Source organism: Streptomyces sp. NPDC020983 (genome assembly GCF_044333485.1).
Taxonomy (GTDB): Bacteria; Actinomycetota; Actinomycetes; order Streptomycetales; family Streptomycetaceae; genus Actinacidiphila.
The window spans coordinates 164,913-179,993 of record NZ_JBIRRA010000009.1 but is presented as its reverse complement, the minus strand read 5'-3'; the positions used below and the strand labels follow the sequence as shown (position 1 = coordinate 179,993).

Genomic DNA, 15,081 nt, shown 5'->3' with positions numbered 1-15,081 from the left:
TGCCCGTCTCCGGTTCCGACCCGAGTTGTGCAGCTCACAGAAGGCCGCGCCGGGCGAGGTAGTGCATCAACGCCCTTACGCCGAACGTCCACGGCGCGGCCTGCTCGCTGGTGACCACGGTGTTGACGAGAGCACCGAGACGAGGGCTGGAGATCCGCACGATGTCGCCGTACTCGTGGGTGAAGCCCGCACCGGGTGCGTGCCGGTCCTCGGTGGGGGCGAAGAGGGTTCCGGTGAACAGCACGAAACCGTCCGGGTACTGGTGGTGCGAACCGTGCGTGGCGGCCACCAGCTCCAGGATGTCGCGGCTGATCTCGCTCATGGAACTGCTGCCGTGCAGTACGTAGCCGTCCGTGCCGTCGATCCGCAGGTCGATGTCCAGCCCGCGAACGGTGTCGAGACCGAAGTCGTCGTCGAACAGGCGGACGAACGGGCCGATCGCGCACGACGCGTTGTTGTCCTTGGCGCGGGACAGCAGCAGCGCACTGCGTCCCTCGACGTCGCGGAGGTTGACGTCGTTGCCGAGTGTGGCGCCGCGCACCCGGCCGCGCGAGTCCACGACGAGGACGGCCTCGGGCTCGGGGTTGTTCCACACCGAGGCGCCGAGCACTCCGACCTCGGCTCCGGTGCCGACGGCGGACAGCACCGGGGCCTTGGTGAACACCTCCGGGTCCGGCCCGATGCCGACCTCCAGATACTGCGACCAGAGCCCTTCGGAGACCAGCAGTTCCCTGGCTTTGGCCGCCTCCGGCGATCCGGGACGGATACCGTCGAGCGCGCCGCCCACCACCTGCCCGACGCGCTCGCGCACCCGGGCGGCCTGCGCCGGATCGCCGCCCGTGCGTTCCTCGATGACGCGCTCCAGCAGGCTCCGGGCGAAGGTGACGCCCGCGGCCTTGATCACCTGCAGATCGATGGGGGCCAGCAGATGCGGAACGTCACGGCGGTTGGCGGGGGCCTGCAGCAGTTCGTCCAGATTCCATGTGGATCCGCCGTCGGCCTCGCGGACGACCGCCGCCGCGTCGTCTCGTTCCAGCAGGTCGGAGACGGTGGGCGCGAGGGACGTCAGGTCGACGACCTGCTCGCCGCGGATCGCGGCCACACACGGCCCGTCCCACTCCGGGGCGTGGACGCGTGCGACGAGGGCGGCCCGGTCGGCGTCCTCCGGCAGGACGGACGCGGCGGTGAGGACAGGGCGAGGACGCGCTGCTGCTGATTCCATGATCGGTGTTCTCCTGGATTCGGGGGGCCGGTCTCCGAGAGCGGGCTCAGTGGGAGTCGCGGGGAACCTCGTGTCCACGGCTTCCGCGCAGGAAGCCGAAGTCGGCGCCCCGGTCGGCCTGTTCCACGTGCTGGGTGTAGAGCCAGGCGTAGCCGCTGGTGTGCCGTTCGGCGGGTGCCCGCCACTCTTCCTGCCGCCGGGTGAGCTCGGCGTCGTCCACGTCCAGGTCCAAGGTGCGGTTCGGGACGTCGAGGACGACCGGGTCGCCGTCGCGCACCAGGGCGAGGGGTCCGCCGACGGCGGCCTCGGGCGCCACGTGCAGTACGACGGTGCCGTACCCCGTGCCGCTCATCCGGCCGTCGCAGATGCGCACCATGTCGGTGAACCCGGCCTTCAACAGCTTGGCGGGCAGCGGGACGTTGGAGACTTCGGGCATGCCGGGGTAGCCCTTGGGGCCGGCGTTGCGAATGACGATGACGGTGTTCTCGTCGACGTCGAGATCCGGGTCGTCGGCGACGGCGTGGTAGGCCTCGGGGGAGTCGAAGACCCGTGCGGGGCCGCGGTGGGTGAGCAGGTGCGGTGACGCGGCGGACTGCTTGATCACGGCGCCGTCGGGGCACAGGTTGCCGCGCAGGACGGCCGTACCGGTGCCGGCCGGCTGGAAGGGGGCGTCGAGACCGGTGATGACGTCGGTGTTGTGGTTCTCGGCGCTGCCGACGTTCTCGGCGATGCCGCGTCCGGTGACGGTGATCTGCTCGCCGTGCAGCAGCCCGCCGCGGAGCAGCTCGGCCATGACGGCGGGCAGCCCGCCCGCGTAGCAGAAGTCCTCCATGAGGTACGTGCCGCTGGGCATCAGGTTGACCAGGGTCGGCACCGCGCGGGCCAGCTCGTCGAAGTCCTCGAGGTCCAGGCCGACGCCGACGCGTCCGGCGATGGCGGTGAGATGGATGATGGCGTTGGTGGAGCCGCCGATGGCCGCGTTGACCCGGACGGCGTTCTCGAACGCCTCCCGCGTCAGGATCCGCGAGGGGCGCAGTTCCTCCTCCACCATCCGCACGATGCGCTGCCCCGCCGACTGCGCGGTCTCCATCCGCCGGGAGTCGACCGCGGGCCAGGCTGCCGAGCCCGGCAGCTGCATGCCGAGCGCCTCGGCCATGCAGGCCATCGTGGAGGCGGTGCCCATGGTCATGCAGTGGCCGTTGGAGCGCGCCATGCAGCCCTCGGCGAAGAAGCACTCCTCCTCGGTCATCCGGCCGGTCTTCAGGTCCTCCTCGAACTTCCACACGTGGGTACCGGATCCCACGTCCTGGCCCCGGTACTTGCCGTTGAGCATCGGCCCGCCGGTGACCATGACGGCGGGCAGGTCGACACTGGCGGCGCCCATGAGCATGGCGGGAGTGGTCTTGTCGCAGCCGGACAGGAGCACGACGCCGTCGAGCGGGTTGGCCCGGATCAGCTCCTCGACCTCCATGGCCATGAGGTTGCGGTACAGCATGGCGGTGGGGCGCATCAGGGTCTCGCCGGTGGCCATGGTGGGGAACTGGAGCGGGAAGCCGCCGGCCTGCCACACACCGCGCTTGACGGCTTCGGCGACGCGGGTCAGGTGGGCGTTGCACGGGGCGAGTTCGGAGGCGCTGGTCGCGATGCCGATGACGGGGCGGCCGTCGAACACCTCGTGCCCGAATCCCTGGTTGCGCATCCAGGAGCGGTACAGCATCCCGCTGCGGCCACGCGCACCGAACCATGCCTGGCTGCGACGGCTCGTGCGGTTCCCGTCGGTCATGTGAGTACTCCTGTGGCTCTCGCGTCGGCTGGTTCGCGGTGGGGCGGTGTCGGGCGGGGGCCCGCAGGCCGTAGCCTTGGGAGTAATCATTCAATGATTCGATGAATGGCGTCCAGGGGAGAGCAGAGATCGTGGCGCATTTCCCGACCACGCACGAGCGCGTGGTCGACGAGCTCGGCCGCCGCATCGTGGGCGGAGTGTGGGAACCGGGGCAGCCGCTGCCGGTCGAGGACCTGCTCGCGGCCGAGATCGGCGTCAGCCGGGGCGTGTTGCGGGAAGCGGTCAAGGCTCTGGTGGCCAAGGGGATGCTGCGTGTACGCCCGCGCACCGGCACGCGTGTCCTGCCCCCCGGGCACTGGAACCACCTGGACCGCGACGTGCTGCGCTGGAAACAGGCCGGGGACGCCACGGCACTGCTGCGCGACACGAGTGAACTGCGCCGGATCGTCGAGCCGGAGGCAGCCCGGCTCGCCGCCGGCAGGGCCTGTCCCGACGACGTACGAGCCCTGTACGACACCCTGGCCGCCATGGAGGCCGCCGCGGCGGAACCCGGCCGCAGCGGGTACGTCGAGGCCGACATCGCCTTCCACCGGGCACTGCTCGACGCCGGCGGCAACCGTCTGCTCGGCTCACTGGGCCGTGCCATCGGGATCGCCCTGGAGCACAGTTTCCTCGTCAGCACCCAGACCCCGGGCGCGGTGGAGGCCTCGCTGCCCGGCCACCGCGCCATCGTGGAAGCCGTGGCGGCCGGCGATCCCGCGGCCGCGGCGGCCGCGGTACTGGCCGTCATCGAAGCGGCCGAAAAGGAGATCGCCCAGTCACCCGGGCTGCACCGTGAGGCCACATGACCCGACCGGCTTCCCAGGAGCGTCAGCGGCAAGCCGAAGACGGCTCGGGCCGGCGCCACGACCTGGGCCGACAACCCGGATCGGCTCATCCGCAGCCCACAGCAGCGCCCCCCGCCTGCTCCGACCGGTCCTCGACCCCCGCCCCAGGGTGCGTACGCCGGGCAGTCCGGCCGATCCCCGCAAGCTCCGTCTCAGCCGTCCGGCCGGCCCGCGCGGTCCACGGCGTCGGCGTGAGCCTCGAGTTGTTCCCCGGCAGCGAGCCCGTACGCGAGCGAGGCCACCAGGACCGGCTGCTTCTGACCGGCCGTCCGTGCGTGTGCCCGACGGCACCACGCGCTGGCGGCGGGCCGTGGCCGCGTCAGACAGGCGCCATGACCAGTTCCCCGATCACCCGCAGCCCGACCCGGGCGGCCAGCCAGGGGGCGCGCTCGGCTTCCACCTGGGCCACGTGCACGAAGAGGCTGTGATCCGCGGCGGGCTCGGTGAGGTCGATGTCCTGTGCGTTCAGGCACAAGGTGACGTACGCGCCGCGGGGGCCGCCGCGGTCCAGACCTGCTTCGGGTGCTGCGGGCCAGGCCCAGAAATCCCAGCGGATGCAGGCAGGGCTCGTCCCCGATGCCGCGATCAGGCGGTCGACGGCTTCCGGCGGCAACCCGCACCCGCTGATGTACAGGGGGAGGTGGGCGTGCGGATCGTCCCCGGCGTCGGACGACGCGCCGTCCGCGCCGTCCGTCTCCGTCCACCAGCCCGTGTCCGGCAGGAGCTCGAGCAGTGCATCGAGGACAGGTTCCTCGGAGACACGCGCGTCGAAGTCCACGCTGAGAACGCTGGTGTCGGCAAGGTCGAGCAGTCGGCGCACGATGTCCAGCGCCTCCGCCGTGCTCGTGGTCCTCAGGATGGACTGCGCGTAGGAGTTGGCCACGGTGCCATTCTGCTCTGCTGAATCCGGCCGAATGGCGGCAGCGCCGGTGCGTGGTGCCGAACTGCTTCCACGGTGTGTCCCCGAGGACCGGTGGGCGGAGTACCCGCCTGCCACGGGAAGGACCTGGCGGCCGTCGCCGACGAGCCGGTCCATGGAACGGCACGTCACCTCGGCGGCGAGGCTTTCGGTGAACTCCTCTCGGCTGCCGGCCGCCAGGCGCGGCTCGGGCCGGCGCACCGGTCCCCGTCGCGCGATCCCTCCACGGGCCTGTGCCGCGGCGTCGGCGGAGCCCCTGCGTAGCCGTGCGCGACGCCTTGTGCAGCCAAATCCCGCGGTGTAGTCCTGTCCCGTCATGCCGCTGCCGGGCGCGCTCCTGAGGCGCCGCGCAGCGGTGGGGGCGGGACGACGTGGCGCCAGGCCGACATGAAGGAGAACGCCGTGGACAGCGAGGGTATCCGGGCCGTGCTCGTGGCCGACCCGGACGTGGGAGCGGGCAACGTGCTGCCCACGCTGTTAGCGCTCGGAGCGGATCCGGCGGGTCCGGGGGCGGCCTTCGACACGCCCGTCGACGGCCACCCCGCCGGGCACCGGCTGACGCTCGGCGAGCTGGGGGAGCGGGTGGCCGCCCGGGCGGCGTGGTGGCACGCGCACGGCATCGGGCGGGGCGACCCGGTGGCGGTGTACGTGTCGGGGTCCGCGGACTGCCTGCTGACGTTCCTGGCCCTGACCTGGCTCGGGGCCGTCCCCGCACTGATGGACCGGTCCCTGGCGGGCGATGTCGCCGCCGGGTTCCTGCGGAGGCTGCGTCCGGTGGCGCTGATGACCGATCCCGGGCACCGCGCCCTGCTGGCCGGCCACGACCTGGGGGGTGTCGACCGGCACGTGGAGGCGGCGGACACCGGCACCGCGGACCCGGCGGACGCGCCGGCGCACCACCGCCACCACGCCGACGACCCGGTGGCCGTCACCCACTCCCCGAGCACGGCCCGGACACCCGCGGCCGTGGTGCACACCCATGCCGGCCTCTTCGCGGCCACGCGGGTGCTCCGGCTGGCGGCCCCGCCCGTCCCGGGCGACGAGCGGACGCTCAGTGCCCTGCCCGCCGCCCACGCGGACTGCGTCCAGGCGCTGAACACGGCGCTGTGCCTGCGCGGCGAAACCCTGTTCCTGTCGGCGCCGCACGACGGTCCCGCGGTCGTGGCCGCGATCGGGCGCTGGAGGCCCGGCAGGGTTCTCGGCACCGCCGCCACCTGGGCACAGCTGGCCAGGACGGACCTGGCGGCGCACGACCTCGACTCGGTCGCGCTGTGGTCCGGCAGCGGGGGCCCCGCGCCGGAATCGCACATCCGCCGGCTGGTCGCCCACGGCTCGCGCGAGGCCCCCACCCCCGACGGCCCCCGCCGGATCCCCGGCTCCGCCTTCGAGGACGGCTTTGGCTCCGCAGAGATGGGCCACTCCGCCTTCCACATCACCCACACCCCCACGACCGGGCGGTACGGGCGTTGCGTCGGCGTCCCGCACGGCTTCGCCGAGGTGGCGCTGCTCGACCTGGCGACGGGCCGGGAGGTCCCGGCCGGCGAGGTCGGCCATCTGGGCCTGCGCGCCCCGACACTGTCGCCGGGCCACTGGAACGACTCGGGGGCGACGTACCGCGGACGGCAGGGCGGCTTCCACATCTCCGGTGACCTGATGTACCAGGACGAGGCGGGCTTTTATTACCACGTCGGCCGGGCGGCGGACGCGGTGCCGCTGGGCGGGGGGAAGTGGCTGTACCCGGCGGTGGCGGAGGAGCGCATCCTCGCCGCGTGCCCGGAGGTGCACGACTGCGTGGTGGTCGCCGACCGGGTCGGCGGCGAGGTCGTCACCGACGTCCTGCTCGCGCTGCACACGGGCGCCGATCGGCGGGCCGACCGTACGGGCGCGGTGCACGCCGCACTCGAGCCCGCCGCCGCGGCCACGCTGCGCAAGGTCGTGGTGATGGACGAGGCGGACGTGACCGCGGACTTCTCCGGTGAGGCGCGCAAGTCGCAGGTGCGGGAACGGCACCGCGCGCGGACGGCGGGTTCCGGCACGGGCGCCGTCGAGGATGCGCCGGTGCCGCTCCCTGCCGAGCGGCTGGCCGTCGGCTTCGCGGGGGAGGGCGAGGGCGAGGGCGAGATGACCTGGGGCATGTGGGAGATCTGGGGCGCCATGTGCCGGCAGGAGTCGGCACTGCCCATCGGCGGGCGGGCCCCGCTGGAGGCGGACCGGACGCTTGCGGACATCGCCGACGAACTGCGCTACCTGATGGTCCGCTTCCCCGCCATGCGTACCCGGCTGCGCTTCGACGCCACGGGACGGCCCCGGCAACAGCTCTTCGCGAGCGGCGAGGTCACCCTCGAGGTGTACGACGCCGCCCCGGACGGCGACGCCGACGAGGCCGCCGCGGCGGTCGAGGCGCATTACCGGCGTACGGCTTTCGACTACGCCAAGGACTGGCCGATCCGTATGGCGGTGGTGCGGCAGAACGGCCGGCCGGCGTGGCTGGTGACCATCCTCCACCACCTCGTGACGGACGGGCGCGGCGGCGCGATCATGCTCCGCGACGTCGCGTCCCGGGAGACCGCGCCCGTCCAGGGCATGCAGCAGCTCGAACAGGCCCGCTGGCAGCGGTCTCCCGCCGGGCAGCGGCAGAGCCGGCGGACCCTGCGGTTCTTCGAGAACATACTGCGGACGGTGCCCGCACGGCAGTTGCCGGGGCCCACGGACCCGCGCACGCCGCGGCACTGGCTGGGCGAGTTCCGCTCCACGGCGCTCGCAGCGGCCCTGCCGGGGATAGCCGCGCGAACCGGTGCCGGAACGCCGGCAGTTCTGATGGCGCTGTTCGCGCTCGGCCTGCACCGGGCCACCGGTATCAGCCCCGTGGTGGTCCGGCCGGTGGTCAGCAACCGCTTCCGGTCGGCGCTGTCGGATGTGGTGTGCCCTGTCTCGCAGTCGGGCATGTGCTCCCTCGACGTCGAGGGAGCCACCCTCGCCGAGGTCGTCGAACGGGCCGAGCGGGCCACCGTCTCCGCCTGGAAGCACGCCTACTACCAGCCGGAGGACCTGGACGCGCTGATCGCCCTGCTCTCCCGCGAGCGCGGCGAGGACATCGTCATCGGGACCTACTTCAACGACCGCACGACGCACGCCCTGGCGCCGGACACCGCCCGGCAGCCGGCCCCCGGCGAACTGGCGGAGGAACTCCGGGCGGCCCTTGAAGAGACCGTGTTCACCTGGACCGGGCGCCAGGACACGTCCTCGGAGCGGTTCTTCGTCTACGCCGACGACGCGCCCGACGGCGCGCTGGCGCTGGACATCCGCATCGACACGCACTACGTATCACCCGCCCAGGCAGAGGCGTTCGCCCGCTGCATGGAAGCGGCGGCGGTCGAGGCGGCACTCGGGGCCGCAGCCGGTACGCCGTCCGGCGCCGGGGTACCGCCGGAGCGAGCGAGCCGTTGACCGGGCCGGCGGCGGCGTCGGTGAGCCGGCCGGAGCACCCGGGACCACCCGGCGCCTCCCGCGGTGGATCCGGGCCGGGGGGACGTCACCGAGCGGCGGCGGGCGGCCTCCGTGGTGGAGGCCGCCTGCCCACGGGCGGCCGCGGACGCGCGGGGCCGACGGGGCTGCCGGTCAGGCCGGGAAGACGTGCTGGCCGGGGGCCAGCAGCCCGCGCGGGTCGTAGCGGCGCTTGGCGGCTGTGAACTCCGCCCAGGCGCGGCCGTACTGATGGCGCCAGTCCGCGGCGCTCATGGGAATGGTGCCCACCGGGTACTGCGTGCCGCCGGCCGCGCGCACCGTCTCGTACGCCGCGTGGTTGGCGGCCGCGCGTGCGGCGACCGCGGCGGGGTCGGCCGGATCCAGCGTCCACAGCACCGCGAACAGGTACGGCACCGGGTCGTCCGGCATCCGCAGCAACGGGGTGTGCAGCCGGGCGGCGGAGAGCGGATAGAGCAGGACGACACCGCCGGGGCCGGTGTCCTGCCCGGCCATCCGGTCCAGCAGGGTGCCGGCGAGTGCGGCGGCGCGGTCGCCGGGCAGCAGCAGATTCAACCAGGGGTGGGCCCACGCCCAGAAGCCTGCCGCTTCCAGCGCCGCAACGCCCGGGGCCAGCCGGTCGAGGAAGTCGAAATAGCCCAGGGTCTCGGCGGTGACCGCACCGGACCGGTCGTAGCGCAGGCCGCGGAGCAGCGCGGTGTCGTCCGGTTCGGGCCCCGCGGGCGGGCCGTAGGCGGTCGCCTCGATGACGTAGCCGGTGAACGCCCCCGTCGCGTCGGGTGCGATCGAGCCCTCCACGTAGGCGAACCGCCCGTCACGCGCCAAGCGCCGCTGGTCGTCGAGGTAGGTGGCCAGGTCGGTGTACGGCAGCAGGAAGTGGCGTACGGACGTGGGCGCGGTGACGAGCCGCAGGGTTGCGGAGACGATCACGGCGCACTGGCCGAGTCCGGCGAGCACCGCGCGGAAGAGGTCGGGGCGGCGGGTGGGGGAGCAGCTGACCAGTTCCCCGGCGCCGGTGACGACCTGGAGAGCGGTGACGGTGTCCACCTGGGCCCCGTACCGGTGCGACTGGCCGCCGAGCCCGCCGACCGACAGGGTGCCGCCGACCGACAGTTCCAGGTAGTCGGTGAAGACCGGCGGGGTGAGGCCGTGCGCGAGGGTGGCCTGCACGACCGCGCTCCACACGGCGCCGGCGCCGACCGACACGGTTCCGGTGCCGGCCGCACCGGGGCGTACGGGTCCGATCGCGTCCAGCGGCGCGGTCTCGATGACCAGCCCGCCGGCCACCTGCGCCTGGCCGTTGGTGCCGTGGCCCTGGCCGCGGGCGGCGACCTGGATGTGATGGGTGTTGCAGAACCGGACCATCGCCACGATGTCGGCGACCGAGCCGGGCCGCAGGACGGCGGCCGGGAGGCGGTGCACGGAGTGGCCGAAGTCGTCCGCGTCGGCGGCGCGCGACGCGGGGTCGGTCAGCAGCGTGCCGTCCAGCTTCGGCACGCCCGCCAGGCCGTTGCCCGCGGTGTCCGCGGAGCGCGGGCCGGCCGGGGCCGTGACCCAGGAGCGGGCCAGCGGGTCGAAGGCGATCACCCCCACGCCCGCGGCCATGCTGTGCAGAACCGTCCGTCGGGTGGGCTGGTGGGGCATGTTCCGCCTCCTCGGCAGGTCGCAACGCCTCTCGTACGGTGCGGCGGCGCCGGGCAGGCACAGGCCGACGACCAGCGCGATGCTATCGGCAGCGGTGTTCGCCCGCGGCGTCATCGACGGCGACGCGCCTCCGTGTCCCGGCACGACCCGCGATCGGCCGTACTCCCGAAGCTCCCCGGGGACTTCGGCGTGACGGGGTGCGCGCGGACGCCCCGGTGGGCCGTGCGGCGGGCACGGCGGCGGGCCCGCCGCCCATCTGGGCGGCGGGCCTCATCCTCCCCCCCGGCTCCGGGTCAGTACAGGTCGTACCCCTGGCTGACGCGCGTCGTTCCCGACGGGCAGTACGCCGTCACGCCTCGCCGGTCGCCGTACCAGTGCACGTAGGTGCTGTCGTACGTGCCCCCGTTGGAGCACACGACGTAGGTCCCGTAGTTGTACGGGCCCGTGCCGTCGCACCACCCCGTGAACGAGGTGGACGTGTACGAGATGGCGTAGCAGTTGCCGTTCCAGTCCATGGGCTTCACGATCCCGCCGGCGCTCGCCGCCGGACTGCCGCTGGGAGCGGCGGCGGAGGCGGTCCCCGCGGCGGCCCCCATGCACAGCGCGGTCGCTGACAGACCGAGGGCGATTCGCTTGGTCCAGAGCTTCATGATCCGGCTTCCCTCCTGTGGATGACGTTTCACCTGTCCCGTTCCGCGCCCGGCGGGCTCCGGTTCGTACTCCGGTCCGTCCTGGCGCGGCCCTCAGTCTCCGGTCCTCCGTTCTCGTGGGGCGAGCAGCTTCGAGCACGGCCGAATCACCCAGGACAGCCTGCGCACGGGGGGTCGGGAGGTGCCGTGCACGGCCGGAGGGCCCCCGGGGGCGCATGGGCCTGACGGTGCATTCGAGCCTGGCCGGGCGGCTGCTGTGACCTGAAAGGAGCTATCTCTCGCACATCGGCGACTCGCACACTGAGCCGACACATCGGGGGTGAGCCGGGGGGTAGCGGTGCTGCGCGTGCACTTCAACGAGGAAGACCTCTCCCGGGTCCGCTTCGCGCGGCAGCCGGACCCCCTCTGGGAAACGGTGCTCAGCATCAACCTGCTCGGCACCACACGCGGCAGGGCGGTGTACGACCCCTGGCGGGCGCAGATCCGCACCGGACTGCGCCGGTTGCCGCGGCACCACCTGTGGCTACTGCGCTGGCTGGCACCGCCGGTGGGCGACTTCCCCGACTTCCTCACCCCGGCCCGGGCCGCCCTCGGACTCGAGGAGGGCATCGAGGCGGTACTGGCCACCCCACGCGCCCGGCTGCGCAGGGAGCTTGCCGTCCTCACCCGCGTGCCGCCCGGGGCCCGTGCCCTGATGGCCGGCGGCAGCCAGGCGCTGGCCGAACTCGGCGAGGCGCTGCGGGGCTACCACCGCGCCGCTCTGGTCCCGTACTGGTCCCGTATGCAGGCCCTGGTCGACTCCGAGCGTGCCGTAAGGGCCCGCGCCGTGCTCGACCACGGCTGCGACGGGCTGCTGGCGACCCTGGGACCGACCATGAGGTGGCGCCCGCCGGTGCTGGAGGTCGACTACCACCTGCAGCGCGACATCGTCCTGGGGGGGCGCGGGCTGGTCATGGTGCCCTCGGCCTTCTGCTGGCGCCGGCCGGTCACCCTCATCGACCCCACCCTGCCGCCGGTGCTGGTCTACCCCCTTCCGCGGACGCCGGCCTGGTGGATCACCCCCGACAGCCCCCCCGCACCCCCGGGCGCTGGGAAACCTCCTGGGCCCGACACGCGCCGCCTGCCTGCGCGTGATCGAAGGCGGCTGCACCACCGGGGAACTGGCCCGGCGTACCGGCGTCACCCCTCCCACGGCCAGCCAGCACGCCACCACCCTGCGGGAGGCCGGTCTGACCACCTCCACACGCCTTCGCAACACCATCCTGCACACGCTCACCCCGCTGGGTACGGCGCTGCTCCGGACGAACTCCGGCCCGTGAAGGACCCGCGCGGCGGGAGGACACGGGCGACCACCGGGGCGGGGACGCGGCCGGCGGGGAGGCGAGACGCGGAAGCGCCCCGCCACCCGGAGGTGGCGGGGCGCTCGGGCCGGCGTGCGGTGGGGCTACTTCAGGGAGCCGGCGTTGATCGCGTACAGGCCGCGGCCGTGGGTGGCCGAGTAGATGCGGCCGTCGGGGCCGGGCTTGAGCTGGAGCACCGCGACCGCCGGCATGCGGCCGACACGCTCCCAGCCGGTGTGGTGGGGGGCGCGGTAGACGACGCCCATGTCGGTGGCGAGCAGGAGGCCGCCGTCGGGCCGGGCCAGCAGCGCGTTGGCCGGCACGTCCGGCAGGTTCGCGGAGATGTCCTGCCAGGTGGTGCCGCCGTCGTGCGACTCGAAGACGTGGCCGAAGCCGGCGCCCGGGCCCTCCGTCCACTGCCGTGAGAAGCCGTTCACGGCGAGGTAGACGTGCGCGGAGTCGGACGGGTCGACGGCGAGCCCGGCGAGGTAGCGGTTGGGCACCGCCCCCCGCGCGCCCGTGGAGGGCAGGTCGACCTGGTGCCAGCCGGTGCCGTCCGCGTTCCCGACGGCGAGCCCGCGCGTGAAGCCCTGGTTGTTGCAGGGCCCGCACCAGGCGGCGTACACCTTGCCGCCCTGCGCCGCGACCGCGGTGGCGGTGTGGCCGGCGCCGAGGTCGAAGGCGTCCGTCCACTCGTCCCCGCTGCGGATGGCGTAGCCGTGGCTCTGCACCCACACGTGCTGCCCGCCCGCGACCCACACGTCGCCGTTCTCGGTGTCGGCGGTCAGCGGCGCGGTGAAGCGGGCGGCGCCGGTCTCGTTGTCCGGCGGGGCCACGTCGTAGCTGGTGGCCCTGGCCGGGTCGTCCACCCAGGCGCCGTCGTTGACGGCGCAGTTCTGCGTGACGTTGACGGCGAGGTAGACGTACTCCTGCGCGATGTTGCAGCCGTTCGCCGGGTCGGTGAGGGTGTCGCCGCCGTCGCCGCCGAAGTTGGAGCCCATGACCTTGTCGCCGGCGCGGAGCTGGGACTGGCCGTTGTCCTGCAGGCCGCCGTTGACGGCCAGGCCGTGCCCGGACGGGTCCTTGCCGACGCCCACCGAGTAGTACTGCAGGGTGTCGATGGTGCCGTCGTTGGTGGAGGTCCAGTCGGTGGCGTGGCCGTCGGCGTCCTTGTGGCCGTTGAGCGGGCGCTTGTAGACGCCGCCGTCGTCGCCGACGTAGACCCAGGACTTCCCGTGGTAGCTGCCGACCGCGACCGCGTGCTGGTCGGGGTGGGTGGTCGGCTGGCAGTCCCCGGTCTGCTTGGCCGGGTCGATGCTCCAGCAGGGGAAGTAGAAGTTCCAGTACGCGCCGACGGCCGACCAGCTGGAACCGCCGTCCGTGGTCTCGAAGACCTCTTCGAGACCGGCGTACACGTGGTCGGGATTCGTCGGGTCGACCTGGAGGAACTCGTTGTACCAGGACTGGCTGCCCGGCGGGTCCAGGGCCGAGCCGGAGGCGCCCAGGGTGTCGGCGTCGGCGATCCTGGTCCAGGGACCGAGCGGGCTGCCGGACCTGGAGACGTAGATGCCGTCCAGGACGGTCTCGTCCCCGGCGTTCAGCTTCTCCGGCGACTGGTCGACGGCGTAGTACCGCGAGCCGTCGGCGGACCGCGCGAAGGTCACGGTGCCCACGTCGCCCGCGTCGGTCGGCAGGGCGCCGAGCGAGTCGACCCTCGTCCAGGTGCCGTGCTGCTTGGTGTAGAAGCCGTTGTAGGTGTCACCGCTGCGCCACCCGATCGCCAGCATCACCTTGCCGGGGTCGCGTGGGTCGATGGCCACGTCGTTGGCGATGTTCTTGTACGGCGCGTTCGGGTCGTGGGCCAGCGGGCCGCCGGGCAGGTAGTCGGGGTTGGGGGCGAACTCCAGCGTCCAGGGGCCGCGCAGGTCACTGGTGGAGTGGCTCCACACGCCCCGGCTGGTGGACGCCCACACCCGGTCGCCGCCGAAGCGCAGGGTGTGGATCGTGGTGGAGTCGAGCTCCTTGCCGCCCACCCGGTCGGCCGGGGTGAAGGTGCCGGACCGCGGGCGGCTGAGGACGTACACGCCGCTGCCCTCGTAGGCGTCGGCGTTCGTCGTGGCCTCGCCGGTGCCGAGCCACAGCCGGCCGCCCTTGTCGAGCGCGAGGGCGCCGGTGGCCTGGGTGGGCAGCGCGTCGCTGATCGGCTGCCAGTGCCCGCCGCCGGTGGACGAGCGCCAGACGCCGCCGCCGGCGCTGCCCTCGTAGACGTAGCCGCCGTCGTCCGCGGCCAGCGCCGCAGCCCGCCCGGTCACCAGGCCGGCTCCGCCGCTGGAGTTGGAGTCGTAGTCGCGGTAGCGGGGGTCGTCGGAGTCGTACGGCAGGCCGGTGAGGTGCTGCCAGTTGCCGCCGGTCGAGGGCAGCTTGTTCAGCTGCTCCCAGGCCGCGGAGAACGCGCCCGGCGCGACGACCCCGGGCGCGGTGCGCGCCTCGGCGTACTGGGCCGCGCCCTCGGCGATCTCGTCGGACTCCTCACCGCTGTCGTCGTCACCGCCGTCGTCCTCGCCGGACGGCGTCGCGGTGGCGTTCTGGGTGGCGGCCTTCTCCGTGGCCAGCCGCGGGTGGGTGGGGTGGCCGCCGGGGGCGGCACCCGCCGGGACCGCGAACAGTGCGGCCAGCGCGGCAGCTACCGGTACCGCGAGCCAGTGTCTTTTCCGGGCTGAAGCGTGCAACAGGTAACCCCTTGCGTAGCGCGGTGCTGGTCTGTGCATTGGTCTGTGCACGTCAGAGTTGATCACGTGGGGCCGTCAGATGTGCGGTCCGGCGCCGAATTTGAGGGAAAATTGGCACGCCCGGCGCACCATGACAGGAGCCGTGTGCGGGAGTGATCCCCCTTCGAGCGGGATTGATCCCGGTGGACACCTTCAAAGGACCCAAGTGCCGTCGCGGGACGGGACGGCAGCGAGCCGCCGCCCCGCTTCGCGCGCTTCTCGCCCCGCTCCTCCCCCCGGCCGCGCCGACGGCGGGCCGCACGGAGCCCTCCGGGCCCGAACCGGGGGGGGAACGGCTCTGATCCCCTTCGTGCGGAGCGGACGGAGCCGAGGTCCTGCCCGAGGCCGCGGGCCAGGATCCGCAGCGGCTTCCTCCGTGTTCTCG

At 73.4% G+C, this 15,081-nt stretch carries 9 protein-coding genes; 3 read left to right on the top strand and 6 right to left on the bottom strand.

Annotation, left to right across the window (positions count from 1 at the left end; genetic code table 11):
- Positions 1-34: 34 nt before the first annotated feature.
- Positions 35-1,222, bottom strand: coding sequence for a fumarylacetoacetate hydrolase family protein (locus ACH4SE_RS21775; protein ID WP_398545066.1), 1,188 nt, complete (start codon positions 1,220-1,222; stop codon positions 35-37).
- A gap of 46 nt (positions 1,223-1,268) precedes the next feature.
- A complete protein-coding gene (locus ACH4SE_RS21770; RefSeq protein WP_398545065.1) occupies positions 1,269-3,005 on the bottom strand; it encodes an IlvD/Edd family dehydratase in 1,737 nt (578 codons plus the stop codon).
- Between the two features lie 101 nt (positions 3,006-3,106).
- Here ACH4SE_RS21770 and ACH4SE_RS21765 point away from each other — a divergent pair, with 101 nt between their 5' ends.
- Positions 3,107-3,853: a FadR/GntR family transcriptional regulator gene (locus ACH4SE_RS21765; RefSeq protein ID WP_398545064.1), complete on the top strand. Its 747-nt coding sequence runs from the start codon at positions 3,107-3,109 to the stop codon at positions 3,851-3,853.
- 358 nt (positions 3,854-4,211) lie between these two features.
- On the opposite strand, the gene ACH4SE_RS21760 is transcribed toward ACH4SE_RS21765, so the two are convergent.
- Entirely contained in the window at positions 4,212-4,775 is a 564-nt protein-coding gene (locus tag ACH4SE_RS21760; protein WP_398545063.1) for a hypothetical protein, read from the bottom strand.
- Positions 4,776-5,213: 438 nt separating this feature from the next.
- Between ACH4SE_RS21760 and ACH4SE_RS21755 the strand changes: the two genes are divergently transcribed.
- Positions 5,214-8,258 carry an AMP-binding protein gene (locus tag ACH4SE_RS21755; RefSeq protein WP_398545062.1) on the top strand — a complete coding sequence of 1,015 codons (3,045 nt, stop codon included), beginning with the start codon at positions 5,214-5,216 and terminating at the stop codon, positions 8,256-8,258.
- A gap of 171 nt (positions 8,259-8,429) precedes the next feature.
- On the opposite strand, the gene ACH4SE_RS21750 is transcribed toward ACH4SE_RS21755, so the two are convergent.
- Positions 8,430-9,938: an FAD-binding protein gene (locus ACH4SE_RS21750; RefSeq protein ID WP_398545061.1), complete on the bottom strand. Its 1,509-nt coding sequence runs from the start codon at positions 9,936-9,938 to the stop codon at positions 8,430-8,432.
- 293 nt (positions 9,939-10,231) lie between these two features.
- A complete protein-coding gene (locus ACH4SE_RS21745) occupies positions 10,232-10,588 on the bottom strand; it encodes a hypothetical protein (protein ID WP_398545060.1) in 357 nt (118 codons plus the stop codon).
- A gap of 1,130 nt (positions 10,589-11,718) precedes the next feature.
- On the opposite strand from ACH4SE_RS21745, the gene ACH4SE_RS21740 reads away from it, so the two are divergent.
- Positions 11,719-11,907 (top strand): ArsR/SmtB family transcription factor, encoded by a 189-nt coding sequence (locus tag ACH4SE_RS21740; RefSeq protein ID WP_398545059.1) that lies wholly within the window; start codon positions 11,719-11,721, stop codon positions 11,905-11,907.
- A gap of 125 nt (positions 11,908-12,032) precedes the next feature.
- Here the strand turns inward: ACH4SE_RS21740 and ACH4SE_RS21735 are convergent, their stop codons facing one another.
- The gene (locus ACH4SE_RS21735) at positions 12,033-14,696 is read right to left on the bottom strand and encodes a glycosyl hydrolase (protein WP_398545058.1); all 2,664 of its coding nucleotides are present in this window, start codon (positions 14,694-14,696) and stop codon (positions 12,033-12,035) included.
- Positions 14,697-15,081 lie beyond the last annotated feature (385 nt).

Excerpts from the sequence above, each read along its gene's own strand:
- ACH4SE_RS21750 (WP_398545061.1), bottom strand. The coding sequence starts at position 9,938 with ATGCCCCACCAGCCCACCCGACGGACGGTTCTGCACAGCATGGCCGCG.
- ACH4SE_RS21775 (WP_398545066.1), bottom strand. The coding sequence starts at position 1,222 with ATGGAATCAGCAGCAGCGCGTCCTCGCCCTGTCCTCACCGCCGCGTCC.
- ACH4SE_RS21745 (WP_398545060.1), bottom strand. The coding sequence starts at position 10,588 with ATGAAGCTCTGGACCAAGCGAATCGCCCTCGGTCTGTCAGCGACCGCG.
- ACH4SE_RS21735 (WP_398545058.1), bottom strand. The coding sequence starts at position 14,696 with ATGCACAGACCAGCACCGCGCTACGCAAGGGGTTACCTGTTGCACGCT.
- ACH4SE_RS21765 (WP_398545064.1), top strand. The coding sequence starts at position 3,107 with ATGAATGGCGTCCAGGGGAGAGCAGAGATCGTGGCGCATTTCCCGACC.
- ACH4SE_RS21770 (WP_398545065.1), bottom strand. The coding sequence starts at position 3,005 with ATGACCGACGGGAACCGCACGAGCCGTCGCAGCCAGGCATGGTTCGGT.